A 15449-nucleotide genomic window follows, 5' to 3' on the forward strand; every position below is an offset into this window, starting at 1 on the left:
GGGGTCACAGCGCCGAAGGCCCGTCCTGCTCGTCCTCTTCCGGCTTGCGGTAGGGGTCGGCCTCGCCGGCGTAGGAGGCGCTCTGCGCCCGCTCCGCCACCTCGGCGTCACGCGCGCGCGCCGCCGAGATCAGGTCGTCGAGCTGGCGGGCGCTGTCGGGCAGCGGGTCGTGCTTGAACGTCAGCGTCGGGGTGAAGCGCACGCCGGTCTGACGGCCCACCTCGGACCTGATGACGCCCTTGGCGCTCTCGAGGGCGGCCGCGCTGTCGGCGCGCTCGGCGTCGGAGCCGAACACCGTGTAGAAGACCGTCGCCTCGCGCAGATCGGCGGTGATCCGCGTGTCCGTCACGGTGACGAAGCCCAGACGCGGGTCCTTGATCCGGCGCTCCAGCATCTCGGCGACGATCTGCTGGATGCGGTCGGCGAGCTTGCGTGCTCGTGCTGCATCCACCATGTTCGCTCCCCCTCACGCACGACGAGCGGTCGTGCTTTCGTTCAGTCATCGTCGTTGTAGAGCCGCTGCCTGGCGGACAGGAGCTCGATCTCGGGGCGGAAGGCCACCAGCCGCTCGCAGGCGTCCATCACCTCTTTGCAGTTACCCGCGGAGGCGGAGATCACCGCGACGCCGACCTCGGCCCTCCTGTGCAGGTCGAGATGGCCGACCTCGGCCACGGCCACGGCGGGAAAGCGCCGGTGCAGCTCGGCGACCAGGGGACGCACGACGGATCGTTTCTGCTTCAGCGAGTGCACGTCGCCGAGCAGGATGTCCAGGGTCAGGGCACCCACATACATCGTTGGCAACCGCCGCTTGCACTGGTGTCGAGCGCACGCCGGGCCGGTGCGGCGGAGACCGGCCCGGACGCGCGGAAGGCGCCCGGCCACGGATCAGGCCCGCGGCTTCTCCCGCATCTCGAACGTCTCGATGACGTCGTCGATCCTGATGTCGTTGTAACCGACGCCGATGCCGCACTCGAAGCCCTCGCGGACCTCGGTCGCGTCATCCTTGAACCGGCGCAGCGACGAGACGGTCAGGTTGTCCGCGATGACGACGCCGTCGCGGATCACCCTGGCCTTGCTGTTGCGGGTGATCACGCCCGAACGGACCAGCGAACCGGCGACGTTGCCGATCTTCGGCACCTTGAAGACCTCGCGGACCTCCGCCGTGCCCATCTGGACCTCTTCGAACTCGGGCTTGAGCATGCCCTTGAGCGCCGCCTCGATCTCCTCGATCGCCTGGTAGATGATCGAGTAGTAGCGGATGTCGACGCCCTCGCGCTCGGCCAGGTCGCGCGCCCGAGGCTCGGGACGCACGTTGAAGCCGATGATGACCGCGTTGTCGTCGGCGACGGCGAGGTTGACGTCGTACTCGGTGATCGCACCGACGGCGCGGTGCAGGACACGGAGCCTGACCTCATCGCCGACGTCGATCTTGAGCAGCGCGTCTTCCAGCGCCTCCACCGAACCGGACACGTCACCCTTGATGATGAGCTTGAGCTCGTCGACGCGGCCCTTCTCGAGGTCGCTGAACAGCTCCTCGAGGGTGAGGCGGCGGCTCGACTTCGCCATGTCGGCGCTGCGCTTGCGCGCCGCGCGCTGCTGGGCGATCTGCCGGGCCATCCGGTCGTCGGTGACCACGATGAAGTTGTCACCCGCGCTCGGCACCGCCGTCAGACCCATCACCAGGACGGGACGCGACGGGGTGGCCTCCTCCACCGGCTCGCCGGTGTCGTCGAGCATCGCCCGGACGCGGCCGTAGGCCTCGCCACAGACGATCGAGTCGCCGACGCGGAGCGTGCCGCGCTGGACCAGGACCGTCGCCACCGGGCCGCGGCCCTTGTCGAGGTAGGCCTCGATCGCGATGCCCTGAGCGTCCATCGTCGGGTTGGCGCGCAGGTCGAGCTCGGCGTCCGCGGTCAGCAGGATGGCCTCGAGGAGGTTCTCGATGCCCTGCCCCTTGAGCGCGGAGATGTCGACGAACAGCGTCGAGCCGCCGTACTCCTCGGCCACCAGGCCGTACTCGGTGAGCTGGGCCCTGACCTTGCTCGGGTCGGCGCCCTCCTTGTCGACCTTGTTGACCGCGACCACGATCGGCACGTCGGCCGCCTGGGCGTGGTTGAGCGCCTCGATCGTCTGCGGCTTGACACCGTCGTCGGCCGCGACCACCAGCACCGCGATGTCCGTGGACTTCGCGCCTCGGGCACGCATGGCGGTGAACGCCTCGTGACCCGGGGTGTCGATGAAGGTGACCCTGCGCTCCTGGCCTTCGTGCTCCGTGGTGACCTGGTAGGCGCCGATGTGCTGGGTGATGCCACCCGCCTCGCGCGCCGCCGTGTTGGTCTTGCGGATGGCGTCAAGCAGCTTGGTCTTACCGTGGTCGACGTGACCCATGACGGTCACGACCGGCGGCCGTGCGGCCAGGTCGGCCTCGTCGCCCTCGTTCTCGCCGAACTCGATGTCGAAGGCCTCGAGAAGCTCGCGGTCCTCCTCCTCGGGGCTGACGACCTGGATGTTGTAGTCCAGCTCGGCGCCGAGCAGCTGCAGCGTCTCCTCGTTGACCGACTGCGTGGCCGTCACCATCTCGCCGAGGTGCAGCATGATCTGCACCAGCGAGGCGGGGTTGGCCCCGATGCGGTCGGCGAAGTCGGACAGCGAGGCGCCGCGCGGCAGCCGGATCGTCGCGCCGTTGCCGCGAGCGACCTGCACGCCGCCGATCGCCGGTGCCGACATGTTGTCGAACTCCTGGCGCCTCTGGCGCTTGGACTTGCGGCCACGGGCCGGACGGCCACCGGGACGCCCGAAGGCGCCCGCCGTGCCGCCACCGCGACCACGGCCACCGCCGCCGGGACGGCCGGCGAAACCGCCGCCGCCACCGGGACCACCGGTGCCCGTGCGCTGACCGCCGCCACCCGGGCGACCGGCGAAACCGCCGCCACCGGGACGACCGCCACCGCCACCCGGACGGCCACCGCCACCCGGACGGCCGCCACCGCCGCCGCCGGGACCACCGGGACGGCCACCGCCGCCACCGGGGCCGGACGGACGACCCTGCGGCATCATCATCGGGTTGGGACGCGGGCCACCGGGACGCGGGCCACCCGCACCAGGACCGGGACGCGGGCCACCGGCGCCGGGACCCGGACGCGGACCTGCCGCACCGGGCGGGCCGGGACGCGGACCGGGCGTGGGCCTGTCGCCGCCGCGACCCTGCGGCGGGCGCGGAGCGGCGCCGTCACGCGGCGGACCGTCGCGACGGTCGCGCGGGCCTGCGCCCGCACCGTCACGGTTGCCACCGGGACGCGGGCGCGCCTGGCCCATGCCGCTCGCGTTGGACGAGAACGGGTTGTTGCCAGGACGCGGGCCGCGCGGGCCCGGCTTGGGGCCGGGACGCGGGCCGCGGTCCGACGGTGCGCCGCCGGGACGCGGAGCCTGCGCGGCGCCGCCACCCTCACGGCCGGCGCCGGGACGCGGGGCCGGCCCCGGCTTGGGGCCGGGACGGGCCGCGGGACCGGGACGCGGGCCGGGCGTCGGCCGCTGCTGGCCGGTGTCGAACCGGGCCTGCGGGGCGCTGGGCGCCTCGCCGCGGGCGGCCTCGGGCTCCTGTCGCGGCTGCTGCTGCGGCTGCGGTGGCTGCTGCTGCTGCGGCATCGGCACCGGCGGGCGAGGCGTGCCGCCTGCCGGGCCGGGACGCGGACCGGGCTTGGGCCCGGGACGCGGAGGTGATGAGGGGACCGACGCCTGAGGGGCGCCGTTTCCGGCCTGGCTGTCCGCCGGCCGGGGGGCAGCCTTCGGCGGCTGCGGTTTGCGGGACGGCGAACCGCCGCCCCTCGAGGGCGCGCCCTTCGACGCACCCAGAGCTTCGGTGAGCCTGCGGACCACCGGCGCTTCGATGGTGGAGGACGCCGAACGGACGAACTCCCCCATCTCCTGGAGCTTGGCCATGACGACCTTGCTCTCAACGCCGAACTCCTTAGCGAGCTCGTATACCCGGACCTTCGCCACTGCACTCCCTAACTCGGCCCGGGAGGCTGGCTGTGCCGTCCGGACCGTCGCTACCTTGACGTCTTCATCGCCGCGTGCTCATCAGGCGCTCATAGCAATCTGACTCCGCCCCATCAACTCGGCGTCCTACATGACATTTCGTGGTTCTCCTTCAAGTGTGCCCGCACTCGCGAGACGTCGAGCGGCCCCGGCACGCGAAACGCGCGCGGGAACGCCCGGCGACGCTCGGCGAGCTCCAGACAGTTCATGGACGGGTGCAGCGATGCACCCCTGCCAGGAAGCTGTCCTCGCTGGTCGGGGACCACCTGGTCCTCGACCAGCACCAGTCGGAGCAGCTCGGACTTGTCCGTGCGAACCCTGCAGCCCACACAGGTGCGCTGTGGGGCCGCGTGGCAACCATATTCCAGATTACCGTGTCGACGCATCTACGGAACCGGCGGCATCCTCTGCCTGGGTGTCGGGACGGATGTCGATCCGCCAGCCTGTCAGCCGCGCGGCAAGCCGGGCATTCTGCCCTTCCTTGCCGATGGCCAGCGAGAGCTGGTAGTCGGGCACGATGACCCGGGCCACCCGTCCGTCGAGATCGAGAACCTCGACATGGGAAACACGGGCGGGCGACAGGGCATTCCCGACGAACTCACCAGGGTCCTCGGACCAGTCGATGATGTCGATCTTCTCGCCGTGCAGCTCGGTCATCACGTTGCGCACCCGCGAGCCCATCGGGCCGATGCAGGCGCCCTTGGCGTTGACTCCCGGCTTGCGCGACCGTACGGCGATCTTGGTGCGATGGCCGGCCTCGCGCGCGACGGCGGCGATCTCGACGGTGCCGTCGGCGATCTCCGGCACCTCGAGCGCGAACAGCTTCTTCACCAGCCCCGGGTGGGTGCGCGAGAGCGTGACCGACGGGCCCTTGTGGCCCTTCTTCACCTGCACCACGTAGGCGCGGATGCGCTCGCCGTGGGTGTATTCCTCGCCCGGCACCTGCTCGTGGGCGGGCAGCACGGCCTCGATCTTGCCGAGGTCGACCAGCACCACCCGCGGATCCTTGCCCTGCTGGATCACGCCGGAGACCAGCTCGCCCTCGCGGCTGGCGAACTCGCCGAAGTTGATCTCGTCCTCGGCGTCGCGCAGCTGCTGCAGGATGACCTGCTTGGCGGTGGTGGCCGCGATCCGGCTGAAGTTGCCCGGAGTGTCGTCGTACTCGCGCGCGATCTCGCCGTCCTCGTCGAGCTCGGCCGCCCAGATCGTGACGTGGCCGGTCGCCTTGTCGAGCTCGGCGCGCGCCTTGGCGCCGGCTCCCTCGGTGCGGAAGTAGGCGATCAGCAGCGCGTCTTCGATGGCCTTGACGACCAGGTCGAAGGAGATGTCCTTCTCCCGCTCCAGGCTGCGCAGGACGCTCATGTCGATGTCCACGAGGCTCCCCCTAGCCCTCGTCGCCGTCGACGTCGTCGATGCGGCGAAACTCCACCTGCACCCGCCCGCGGGCCAGGTCTTGATAGTCGAGCCTGCGAGCGGCGCCGTCGACCTCGAGGTCGACTCCGGCGTCGTCGGCTGACAACACCCTGCCCTCGATGAGGCCGCCGTCTCGCATCTCCGCCTTGACCAGCCGCTTGGCGGCGCGCCTCCAGTGGCGCGGCTCGGTCAGCGGACGGTCGACCCCGGGCGAGGACACCTCGAGCGTGTAGGGAGCGGCGCCCATCGCGTCGTCCTCGTCGAGGGCCGCCGAGACGGCCTGGCTCACGTCGGCCACGTCGTCGAGGCTCACGCCGCCGTCACGGTCGACGACCACACGGAGCAGCCGCCGCTTGCCGGCCTTGGTGACCGTCACGTCCTCCAGGTCGAGGCCCTCAGCGGCGACCACGGGCTCCAGGAGCTTCATCAGGTGGTCGCGGGGTGACGCGCTGCCCATATCGACCTCCCCTATTGTCGAGTCACAGCCGGGCGGACCTCGCCACTGGCTCAGCGCCGCCGGCCCGCTCGGCCAGCGACGACAGTTGACACCCTATCTGTTCGGCGGCCTGCGCAGAGCGTCACTCACCCCACTCGCCGTGATCCCCGCACACGCCGCGCCTGACCGCGTGCGGGGGTGCCAGCCCGTACGATGCTCTCTGCGGTCCGCAACAGTGAAAGGTCCTGCTCGTGCGCCAGCCTCACCTCTCCAGGCGAGCCCTGCTGGCGGGCGGGGCCGTCGTGGCGTTGCTCGCGGGCTGCAGCGCGCCGCCCGACCCCCAGCCGGTACGCGACACCCCCGAGCAGGCGCTGGCCCGCGTCCTCATCGCCGACAAGGAGCGGACGATCGCGCTCTACGCGGCGCTGATCGCCGACGGCGGCAAGCTCACCGCCTATCGCGACCGCCACCTCGCCCACCTGGCCGAGCTGCGGCGGCGCTTCCCCGGGCTGACCGCCCGGCCTCCCGCGCAGTCCCCCAGCCGGGCCGCCAGCCCGTCGGCCACGGCGTCGGCCACGGCGTCGGTCTCCCCTACCACCACGGCCGCGCCCAAGATGACGCTGTCGCGGCTGCGGGCGCTGGAGCGCGAGGCGGCGGCGCGGCGGCCCGCCCAGCTCGCGGGTGTGGCGCCCGCCCTGGCCCAGCTGGTGGCGAGCATCGGCGCCTGCGAGGCCCTGCACGCCGCCTCCGTCGTCAAGCCGCCCCGGCCGCCTGCCGCCGGCGCCCACGGCGATCCTGGAGACGTCGAGAAGCTCCGCAAGGCGCTCTCGGCGGAGCACGCCGCGGTCTTCGCGTACGGCCTGATGGGCGCCCGCACCACCGGCTCCCTGCGCACCCGCCTCACCCGCGCCTTCGACGCGCACCGCGACCGCCGCGACCAGTTGCGCCGTCTCATCACCGCCCGCGGCGGGCAGCCCAGCGAGGCCCAGGCCTCCTACGCGCTGCCCTCCGTCCCGTCGAGCGCTGCGGCCGCCTCCCGGCTCGCGGCCCACGTCGAGACCGGGCTCACCGCGTCCTATCTGGAGCTGGTGGCGGCCGGGGACACCGCGCTGCGGCGCTACGCGGCGGTGGCCGTGCAGGAGGCGGTCGTCCGGGCCCACTCCTTCCACCGGGGCGTCACCACGGCCTTCCCGGGCATGCCGGCGCCCGCCGCTCCCGCCCCGTCCGTCACCCCGACTCCCGGCGGCTGACCTTCGGCAGCGTGGTCCGCTCCCTTGGAGCGCTCGGCGAAGTAGTTGACATCGACTAGCCGACACCGGATAGTTGATCCTGACTACAGGAGGCGTGATGGCGGAGAAGCGCAAAGTGGGAAACCTGCTGGCGCTGGCCGTCCTGTCCTATCTGAGCCGGCGTCCCATGCACCCGTACGAGCTCGGCCGGACCCTGCGTGAGCACGGGGACGCCCGCAGCATCAAGTACAACCACGGCTCGCTCTACATGGTCGTCGGGCAGCTCGCCCGCGCCGGGCTCATCGTCGAGGTCGGCACGAGCCGGCAGGGGCAGTTGCCGGAGCGGACCGTGTACGGGCTCACCGACGAGGGGCGGCGGGAGCTGCGTGACTGGCTCAGCGAGCTGGTGGAGCAGCCGAAGCACGAGTATCCGGGATTCGTGGCCGCGCTGTCGCTGATCGGGGCGCTGCCGCCGGACCAGGTCGTGGAGCTGCTGCGCAGGCGGCTGGAACGGCTCGCCGCGCAGCGCGCGGAGATCACCGCCCTGATCGAGGACACGGTGGGCGCGGGCATGCCGGAGCTGTTCGTCGTCGAGGAGGAGTATCGGCTCGCGCTCCTGGAGGCCGAGACGGCGTTCGTCGAACGGTTCGTCCGGCGGATCACGGACCCCGAGACCGGCTGGGGCCCTCAGTGGGCGCAGGCGCACGCCGCCTGGAACACCGACGGGGGTGGTCCGCCGGGCTGACCCCGCTCAACGGACTGCCGCCACGGCAGGCCGGAGGGGCAGGACCCCGGTGCGGTGCGGGAACACCGCGACCGGGGTCGGCCTCGTATCAGATCCCGCGGGAACGGAACCCGGTGCACGAGGTCGGCAACCGCAAGGGTAACCGGGATTCCTCCCCGTGGGGCACGTCGATCACTGGAGGAGTTCTGTCATGTTCCGTCCCGCTTACCCGTTAACCGCTCGATGGATGGCCCTGGGGGCGGCCGCCGGGCCCGCGCTGTTCGCGCTGTCCTGGGTCGTGCTCGGCCTGGTCAGCCCGGGCTACACGCTCTTCGGCCACCGGTTCACCGGATACTCGCCCATCAGCCAGCCCGTCAGCGGGCTCGGCATGGGCGTCACCGGGCCCTTCATGAACGCCGCGTTCGTCGTCACCGGGCTGATGCTGATCGCCGGTGTGGCCGGCGTCTTCCGCACGTTCGCGGGGCCCGGCCGCCTGGCCTGCGTGGTGCTGCTCGGGCTGAGCGGCGTGGGCCAGATCCTCTGCGGGATCTTCACCCTTGAGGAGATGATGCCGCACACGCTCGGCTACCTGCTGGCCATCGGCACGCCGGTGATCGGCTTCCTGGTGGCGGGGAGGTACTTCCGCCGGATGCCCGGCCTGCGCCGGTTCGGCACGTGGCTGCTCGTGGGCAGCCCGCTGACGCTGGTGCTGCTCGTGCTGTTCTTCCTGACCTTCCAGCCCACGGCCGACGGCGCCGAGCAGGGGGTGGCCGGGCTGGTGCAGCGGCTGGGCATCGTCGAGGTGCACGCCTGGTTCGCGGCCATGGGCGTGCTGGCCTTCAGGAGGCGGGCATGAGGACCGCCCGCGAGCGCTGACGCGTCGCCGCCTCGCTTCCGGGCAAGGCGGCGACCCTCCCGAAGAGGTCAGCGGCGGCGGCAGATCATGAGCTCGGTGGTCGGGCTCTCGCGGAGCACCCGGACCAGGCGGCGTTCGAGCGGATGCAGCAGGGCGCCGGCCAGCCAGCCCGTGATCTCGGTCAGCGTGACCGCGCGCAGGAAGCCGCCCCACAGCTTGCGCCAGACGGGGTTGGCGTCCACCTGGGCGTTCATCAGGACGAGCATGGGGACGCGGCGCAGCACCTCGAACCCGGCCTCGTCGAGGGCCGCGGTGATCCACGGCAGCGTGTGGTTGACCTGGTAGTCGGAGCGCTGCTCGGGCCGGTGCAGGAAGTTCTCCGACAGCACGAAGACGCCGCCGGGCTTGACCGCCCTGCCGATGTTGGTCAGGGCGGCGCGGTAGCGCGTGTCGTCGGTGATGTGGAAGAGCATGTCCATCGCCGACACGACGTCGTAGGAGGCGTCTTCGAGTGCGTCGCCGGGGTCGGCGATGTCGAGCCGCAGGAACGCGTCACGGGGGAAGCGGCCGCGCAGGCGGTCGACGGCCGCCTCGGTGAGGTCGCTGCCCGTGATGGACTCGGCGCCCAGCGCCCGCCACTGGCGGACGTAGAAGCCGGTGCCGGACCCGATGTCGAGGACCCGGGACTTGGGCAGGTCGAGACCCAGGGCGGCGACCTCGCGGCGGAAGCCCTCGGCGCGCACTCGGTACATCCAGATGTTGAACGCCCTGCCGAGGGCCTTGTAGCCGACGCCGCTCTCGGTCCAGTCGGACTGCAGGCGTCGCTCCCAGAAGTCTTTCAGTTCGACGTGTGGCTTCACCGGGTCGAGACTTACAGCCCCCCACCGCCCCGTCAAACCGGGGCGGTGTTTCGCCGGAATTGTCAGGATGCGCAGGCGGCGACGATCCGGTCGGCAGCCTCCGCGAGCGGGATCTCCTGCTTCTCGCCGGTCACCCGGTCGCGCAGCTCGGCCACACCCTGGGCCAGGCCGCGGCCGATCACCACGATCGTCGGGACGCCCAGCAGCTCGGCGTCCTTGAACTTGACGCCGGGCGACACCTGGGGCCGGTCGTCGACGAGCACCCGCAGGCCGCGCGACTCCAGCTCGGCGGCCAGCTCCAGGGCGGCCTCGACCTGGCGGTCCTTGCCGGTGCCGACGATGTGCACGTCGGCGGGGGCGACCTCGCGCGGCCAGACCAGGCCGAGCTCGTCGTGGGCCTGCTCGGCGATGACCGCCACCGCGCGGGAGACGCCGATGCCGTAGGAGCCCATGGTGACGCGGACCGGCTTGCCGTCGGGGCCGAGCGCGTCGAGCCCGGCGGCGTCGGCGTACTTGCGGCCGAGCTGGAAGATGTGGCCGATCTCGATGCCCCGGTCGATGGAGAGCGCCGAGCCGCAGCGGGGGCAGGGGTCGCCGGCGCGCACCTCGGCCGCCTCGACGGTGCCGTCGGGCTCGAAGTCGCGGCCCGCGACGACGTCGGCGGCGTGCTTGCCCGGCTCGTTGGCGCCGGTCACCCAGGCGGTGCCGGTGACGACCCGGGGGTCGACGAGGTAGCGGATGCCGAGCTCGCGCAGCACCTGCGGGCCGATGTAGCCGCGGACCAGGCCGGGATGCCTGGCGAAGTCGTCGGCCTCGAAGATGGCGGGCTCGCCGGGGGCGAGCGCGGCCTCCAGTCGCTTGAAGTCGACCTCGCGGTCGCCGGGCACGCCGATGACCAGGGTCTCGACCTTGTCGGAGCCGGGCGTGGACACCTTGACGACGACGTTCTTGAGCGTCTCGGCGGCGGTGATCGACAGACCGTGGTGCTCGTTGACGTGCGAGACCAGCGACTCGATGGTCGGGGTATCGGGGGTGTCCATGACGCGCAGGGCGGGCAGCCCGTCGAGGGCGCGGGCGGGCGGCGCGGGAGTGGTGACGGCCTCGGCGTTGGCCGCGTAGCCGCACGAGTGGCAGGCCACGAACGTGTCCTCGCCGGTGGGCGTGGGCGCCAGGAACTCCTCCGAGGCGGACCCGCCCATCGCGCCCGACGTGGCGAACACGATCTTGTAGCGGATGCCGAGCCGGTCGAAGGTGCGGATGTAGGTCTCGCGGTGCTGCTCGTAGGAGTGCTTGAGTCCGTCGTCGTCGAGGTCGAAGGAGTAGGAGTCCTTCATGAGGAACTCGCGGCCGCGCAGGATGCCCGCCCGGGGCCTGGCCTCGTCGCGGTATTTGGTCTGGATCTGGTAGAGCGTGACCGGGTAGTCCTTGTAGGAGGAGTATTCGCCCTTGACCATGTCGGTGAAGAGCTCCTCGTGGGTGGGCCCGAGCAGGTAGTCGGCGCCCTTGCGGTCGTGCAGCCGGAAGAGCGTGTCGCCGTACTCGGTCCAGCGGCCGGTGGCCTCGTAGTATTCGCGGGGCAGCAGCGCGGGGAAGAGCACCTCCTGGGCGCCCATCCGGTTCATCTCCTCGCGGACGACGCGGGCGATGTTCTCCAGCACCATCTTGCCGAGGGGCAGCCACGAGTAGATTCCGGGCGCTACCCGGCGGACGTATCCGGCGCGAACGAGGAGCTTGTGGCTCGGCACTTCCGCGTCTGCCGGGTCGTCCCGCAGGGTGCGAAGAAACAACGACGACATGCGCAGCAACACGGCTACTCCTTGCTCGAAACCGGCTTGAAGGATTACAGGCTATCGATTCCGAGGAGGCGTACGCGCGGGCTTATCCCCCGGGCAGGACGGCCAGCCCCATGGCGAACAGCCCGGCGATGACGGCGGCCAGCGCGAGAGCGCGCGCCCGAGCCGGCCCCGTGCGGCGCAGCAGGAGCACGGCGGCAGCCGCAAGGGCCCCCACCGGCAGGGCGGGCAGCGGCCAGAAGTACGGCTCGGCGGCGATGAACCCGGGCGTCGCCCGGTCCACGACGTCGGTCACCACGGCGGCGCCGATCACCCCGGCCGCGAGATCGCCCCACCGGTCGTCCCTGCGGGTCGCGTAGGCCAGCAGCCCGAGCCCGACGAGCAGGGCGAACGTCCAGTGGAGCCCGGCCGGCGTGCCGCCGAGAAGGGTGACGTCGAGATCGCCGCGCAGGGCGCCGCCGCCCATGGTGGCCACCACGGTCGACACCGCTGCCAGGAACGTGGTCAGCAGCGCCCAGCCGAAGCCGGTGGCGGTGGCGCCGACGGCGACCGTCAGGGCCAGATAGGCGTACGGGTCGTAGACCTGGCCAGCCCAGCCGGGGATCCGGCCGGCGCCGAGCATGCCGACGAGGCCGACGGCCAGTCCGGCGAAGAAGGCCACCACCAAGTGGATCTCGATGCGTCGCTGACGACGGTCGAATTCGAGAAAGTAGTCGTGGTCGATCGTGCTTGTCTTCATCTCAATACTCAGGTCATCCCTCCTCAGGCAGACGCCGCGGACGACCAGTTCCACATTATGTGCACGTACAAGAAAGGCAAATTTCGGTTAACCGGAAGTAACGTCAGCCGCCCAGGAGTTCTTCCCACGGATGGCGGGTGTTGGTGCGGCGGGTGGTGTCGAGCGCCTCGGCCAGGCGCCAGAGGCCGGGGCGGGCGCGCACTCGTGCCCGGCCCATCGGGTCGATGGCGCGCAGCTCGAAGCGGACGCCCATGACGTCGAGCACGGCGCAGGAGTCGCCGCTCGTGCCCGTCGTGACCAGGCCGGGCATGCGGTCGGAGAGCAGGGCCGCCACCTCGGCGGCGAACGGGCCGTCGCGCCACTCGACGTGCCAGCTCGGGTCGGCGCCGCGCCACCAGGTCAGGTCGCGGCAGGATTCGATGAAGTCGGCCTCGGTCGCGAGCGCGGCCATGACCCGGCCGAACGCCTCGTAGTGCACCGCGCCGCCGGCCGGCAGGTCGGCCGCGGCGGGCGGCGTGCCGTCCTTCGTCCGTCGCAGCGCGTGCTTTCGCCTCACGAGCAACACTGTGATCGGCGTGGACGCGTTTCCGCAAGGGGCGGGTGGGTCAGAAGTGCGGGCCGGGCGGCTGCGGACATAGGCCGAGATAGGAGGATATCGACAGACGTCACGTTCGGGCGGTATGCACGAAGGGCGGGGGTTCATCCGTACGGACGATCGGGGATAAATCGATCACACCGGCAGGTTGCACCTGGTGGGGCGTGTGCCCACTGGTACACAATCTCCGGAACGAGGGAGGCAGCGTGACGTTGCGCGTGGCGGTCATCGGATCCGGTCCTGCTGGGATCTACACGGCGGAGGCCTTGATCAAGCAGTCCGGCGGAGCCGTGGAGGTGGACGTCCTCGAACGGCTGCCGACCCCGTACGGGCTGGTCAGGTACGGCGTCGCGCCCGACCACACGTCGATCAAGTCGATCGCCAACTACCTGCGCAAGGTGCTGGAGCAGCCCGAGGTGCGCTTCCTCGGCGGCGTCACGCTGGGCGAGCACGTGACCGTCGAGGACCTGCTGGCCTGCTACGACGCGGTCGTCTACTGCACCGGCGCGATGGTGGACCGGCGGCTGGGCATCCCCGGCGAGGACCTGCCGGGCAGCGTGGCCGCCACCGACTTCGTGAACTGGTACTGCGGCCATCCCGACGTGGACCCGTCGCGGTTCACGCTCGACAGCCCCGAGGTGGCGGTGATCGGCGTCGGCAACGTGGCCGTCGACGTGGTGCGGATCCTGGCCAAGACCTCCGAGGAGCTGAGCGCCACCGACGTGCCCCACGAGGTGCTGGAGCGGCTGGAGAGCAGCCAGGTCAAGGCCATCCACATGATCGGCCGCCGTGGCCCCGAGCACGCCAAGTTCACCCTGAAGGAGCTGCGCGAGCTGGGCGAGCTCGCCAACGCCGACGTGTGCGTGCGCCCCGATGAGGCCGTCGTGCTCGGCGCCGACTTCCCCCGCCAGATCAGGGGCAACATCGAGGTGCTGCGCTCGTGGTCGGAGCGCAGCCCGGCCGGCCGGCCGCGCCGCCTGGACGTGCGGTTCTGGCTGCGTCCGGTGGAGATCCTGGGCACCGAGCGGGTCGAGGGGCTCAAGCTGGAGCGCACGATCCTGTCGCCGGAGGGCCGCGTGGTCGGCACCGGCGAGTACGAGACGCTGCCGGTCGGCATGGTGCTGCGCTCGGTCGGCTACCAGAGCATCCCGCTGCCCGGCGTGCCGTTCTCGGAGAAGACGATGACCGTGCCGAACGCGGCGGGGCGGGTGCGCGAGCGCGAGTACGTCGCCGGCTGGCTCAAGCGCGGCCCGACCGGCGTGATCGGCACGAACAAGTCCGACGCCGCCGAGACCGTCCGCACGCTGCTGTCCGACCTCTCGGGGCAGGCGCCGCGCGACCTCAGGCCGCTCGACACGCTGCTGTCCGAGCGCGGGGTCCACCCGGTGACGTACGAGGAATGGCTGGCGATCGAGTCGGCCGAGGCCGAGCTGGCCAAGTCGCTGGGCCGCGGCGAGCGGGTCAAGCTGACCGGCCTGGAGGCGATGCTGCGGGCCTGCCGCCCCTGAGAGGAACGCATGCGTACCACCGTCCCGTCAGGCGTGCCCGGCTTCCCCGAGGTCTACCGGCTGCAGCAGGAGCGCTACCCCGCGGCCGAGCCCGGCTGGCAGCCCGTGCACACCGTGTACGTGCCCGCCGACCGGTTCGGCGCCGGCACCGTGGCCGCGTGGGGCGACGAGGCGCTGGCGCTGGCCAAGGCGCACCTGGCCACGCCCGCCGAGCTGGCCGAGGTGTTCGACGTGCCGGCGGAGCTGTCGGCCGCCGTGCACGAGCGGGTGCTGCGCAAGCTCGCCGGCGAGCCGGTCGAGGACCTGCGGGTGGACTTCGAGGACGGGTACGGCGTGCGGCCGGGCGAGGAGGACGGCCACGTCGAGCAGGCGGTCGAGGCGCTGGCCGCGATGCGCGCGGCGGGCACGCTGCCGCGGCGGTGGGGGCCTCGGGTGAAGTCGTTCGCCGACGGGGATCCGGAGCGGTCCGTGCGGACGCTCGACGGGTTCGTCACCGGGATCGTCGAGCGGCTCGGCGAGCTGCCGGACGGTTTCGTGGTGACCTTCCCCAAGGTGCTGATGGAGGCGTACCTCGGGCAGTTCGTCGCGTTCCTGGAGCGGCTGGAGCGGGCGCTGGGGCTCCCCCCGCTGCGGTTCGAGATCCAGGTGGAGGCGCCGCAGACCGTGCGGTTCCTGCGTGCCGAGCTGGCCGGCGAGCTGGGCGGGAGGCTGTCGGCGGCGCACTTCGGGGTGTTCGACTACACCGCCGCGCTCGGGCTGCCGCCGCACGAGCAGCGGCTCGACCATCCGGCCTGCGACCACGCGCGGCACGTGACGCAGACGGCGTTCGCGGGCACCGGGGTGGAGCTGTCGGACGGTTCGCTGGCCGCCTCCCCCGCCTCCGGCTCGTCCGCCGACGTGCGGGCGCTGTGGCGGCGGCACGCGGCGCTGGTGCGTCACTCCCTGGCGCACGGGTTCCACCAGGGGTGGGACATGCACCCGTCGCATCTGGTGAGCCGGTTCGCCACCGTCTACGCCTTCCATCTGGCGCGTTACGACGCCTACCGGGAGCGGGTGCGCGCCTGGGAGGAGCGGCGCGCGGCCGGGGGCGGCGTGATGGACGAGCCGGCGACCGTCAAGACACTGGTGGCGGCCCTGCGCCGGGCCGACCTGGCGCTGGGCCGGCCGCAGGGATAGACGATGACGCCGGCCGGTTCCTGACACCGGCGCGGCCCTCCATGTGACGTGCGCCACACGGGTTTGAGTACTCACTACTCAG

General features: G+C 71.8%; 15 protein-coding genes. 5 read left to right on the forward strand and 10 right to left on the reverse strand.

The window, feature by feature from the left end:
* Positions 1–4: 4 nt before the first annotated feature.
* The 6 genes from rbfA to rimP form a co-directional block, all read right to left on the reverse strand.
* Positions 5–454, reverse strand: a complete 450-nt coding sequence (gene rbfA, locus KME79_RS10290; protein WP_219544222.1) for a 30S ribosome-binding factor RbfA — start codon at positions 452–454, stop codon at positions 5–7.
* A gap of 41 nt (positions 455–495) precedes the next feature.
* Positions 496–792 (reverse strand): DUF503 domain-containing protein, encoded by a 297-nt coding sequence (locus KME79_RS10295; RefSeq protein ID WP_148033615.1) that lies wholly within the window; start codon positions 790–792, stop codon positions 496–498.
* A gap of 93 nt (positions 793–885) precedes the next feature.
* Entirely contained in the window at positions 886–3999 is a 3114-nt protein-coding gene (gene infB, locus KME79_RS10300) for a translation initiation factor IF-2 (RefSeq protein ID WP_219544223.1), read from the reverse strand.
* Between the two features lie 113 nt (positions 4000–4112).
* Positions 4113–4424: a YlxR family protein gene (locus KME79_RS10305; RefSeq protein ID WP_219544224.1), complete on the reverse strand. Its 312-nt coding sequence runs from the start codon at positions 4422–4424 to the stop codon at positions 4113–4115.
* Entirely contained in the window at positions 4408–5400 is a 993-nt protein-coding gene (gene nusA, locus KME79_RS10310) for a transcription termination factor NusA (protein WP_148034851.1), read from the reverse strand. The genes KME79_RS10305 and nusA overlap by 17 nt, the downstream gene beginning before the upstream one ends.
* A 22-nt stretch (positions 5401–5422) precedes the next feature.
* The gene (gene rimP, locus KME79_RS10315) at positions 5423–5908 is read right to left on the reverse strand and encodes a ribosome maturation factor RimP (RefSeq protein WP_148033618.1); all 486 of its coding nucleotides are present in this window, start codon (positions 5906–5908) and stop codon (positions 5423–5425) included.
* Positions 5909–6138: 230 nt separating this feature from the next.
* Here rimP and KME79_RS46885 point away from each other — a divergent pair, with 230 nt between their 5' ends.
* The 3 genes from KME79_RS46885 to KME79_RS10330 all read left to right on the forward strand — a co-directional run bounded on the left by KME79_RS46885 (position 6139) and on the right by KME79_RS10330 (position 8696).
* A complete protein-coding gene (locus KME79_RS46885; RefSeq protein ID WP_308248859.1) occupies positions 6139–7137 on the forward strand; it encodes a DUF4439 domain-containing protein in 999 nt (332 codons plus the stop codon).
* Between the two features lie 97 nt (positions 7138–7234).
* The gene (locus KME79_RS10325; protein ID WP_219544225.1) at positions 7235–7861 is read left to right on the forward strand and encodes a PadR family transcriptional regulator; all 627 of its coding nucleotides are present in this window, start codon (positions 7235–7237) and stop codon (positions 7859–7861) included.
* Positions 7862–8051: 190 nt separating this feature from the next.
* Positions 8052–8696 carry a DUF998 domain-containing protein gene (locus KME79_RS10330; RefSeq protein WP_219544226.1) on the forward strand — a complete coding sequence of 215 codons (645 nt, stop codon included), beginning with the start codon at positions 8052–8054 and terminating at the stop codon, positions 8694–8696.
* A 68-nt stretch (positions 8697–8764) separates the two neighbouring features.
* On the opposite strand, the gene KME79_RS10335 is transcribed toward KME79_RS10330, so the two are convergent.
* The 4 genes from KME79_RS10335 to KME79_RS10350 all read right to left on the reverse strand — a co-directional run bounded on the left by KME79_RS10335 (position 8765) and on the right by KME79_RS10350 (position 12644).
* Positions 8765–9556: a class I SAM-dependent DNA methyltransferase gene (locus KME79_RS10335; RefSeq protein WP_219544227.1), complete on the reverse strand. Its 792-nt coding sequence runs from the start codon at positions 9554–9556 to the stop codon at positions 8765–8767.
* A 62-nt stretch (positions 9557–9618) separates the two neighbouring features.
* Complete coding sequence (locus tag KME79_RS10340) at positions 9619–11364, reverse strand: proline--tRNA ligase (protein WP_219544228.1); 1746 nt, start codon at positions 11362–11364, stop codon at positions 9619–9621.
* Between the two features lie 70 nt (positions 11365–11434).
* Entirely contained in the window at positions 11435–12088 is a 654-nt protein-coding gene (locus KME79_RS10345) for a hypothetical protein (RefSeq protein ID WP_148033623.1), read from the reverse strand.
* A 103-nt stretch (positions 12089–12191) separates the two neighbouring features.
* Positions 12192–12644, reverse strand: a complete 453-nt coding sequence (locus KME79_RS10350) for a hypothetical protein (protein ID WP_261808768.1) — start codon at positions 12642–12644, stop codon at positions 12192–12194.
* Positions 12645–12889: 245 nt separating this feature from the next.
* On the opposite strand from KME79_RS10350, the gene KME79_RS10355 reads away from it, so the two are divergent.
* On the forward strand, positions 12890–14191 hold the full coding sequence (locus KME79_RS10355) for an FAD-dependent oxidoreductase (protein WP_308248860.1): 1302 nt from the start codon (positions 12890–12892) through the stop codon (positions 14189–14191).
* A gap of 9 nt (positions 14192–14200) precedes the next feature.
* On the forward strand, positions 14201–15367 hold the full coding sequence (locus KME79_RS10360; protein ID WP_219544230.1) for a DUF6986 family protein: 1167 nt from the start codon (positions 14201–14203) through the stop codon (positions 15365–15367).
* Positions 15368–15449: the final 82 nt, after the last annotated feature.

Origin of the sequence: Nonomuraea harbinensis, assembly GCF_019396385.1 — a bacterium.
Classification (GTDB): Bacteria; Actinomycetota; Actinomycetes; order Streptosporangiales; family Streptosporangiaceae; genus Nonomuraea; species Nonomuraea ferruginea.

Coding starts and splice junctions, on each gene's coding strand:
- rbfA (WP_219544222.1), bottom strand. CDS start 454: ATGGTGGATGCAGCACGAGCACGCAAGCTCGCCGACCGCATCCAGCAG.
- KME79_RS10295 (WP_148033615.1), bottom strand. CDS start 792: ATGTATGTGGGTGCCCTGACCCTGGACATCCTGCTCGGCGACGTGCAC.
- KME79_RS10305 (WP_219544224.1), bottom strand. CDS start 4,424: ATGCGTCGACACGGTAATCTGGAATATGGTTGCCACGCGGCCCCACAG.
- nusA (WP_148034851.1), bottom strand. CDS start 5,400: ATGAGCGTCCTGCGCAGCCTGGAGCGGGAGAAGGACATCTCCTTCGAC.
- rimP (WP_148033618.1), bottom strand. CDS start 5,908: ATGGGCAGCGCGTCACCCCGCGACCACCTGATGAAGCTCCTGGAGCCC.
- KME79_RS10325 (WP_219544225.1), top strand. CDS start 7,235: ATGGCGGAGAAGCGCAAAGTGGGAAACCTGCTGGCGCTGGCCGTCCTG.
- KME79_RS10330 (WP_219544226.1), top strand. CDS start 8,052: ATGTTCCGTCCCGCTTACCCGTTAACCGCTCGATGGATGGCCCTGGGG.
- KME79_RS10345 (WP_148033623.1), bottom strand. CDS start 12,088: ATGAAGACAAGCACGATCGACCACGACTACTTTCTCGAATTCGACCGT.
- KME79_RS10360 (WP_219544230.1), top strand. CDS start 14,201: ATGCGTACCACCGTCCCGTCAGGCGTGCCCGGCTTCCCCGAGGTCTAC.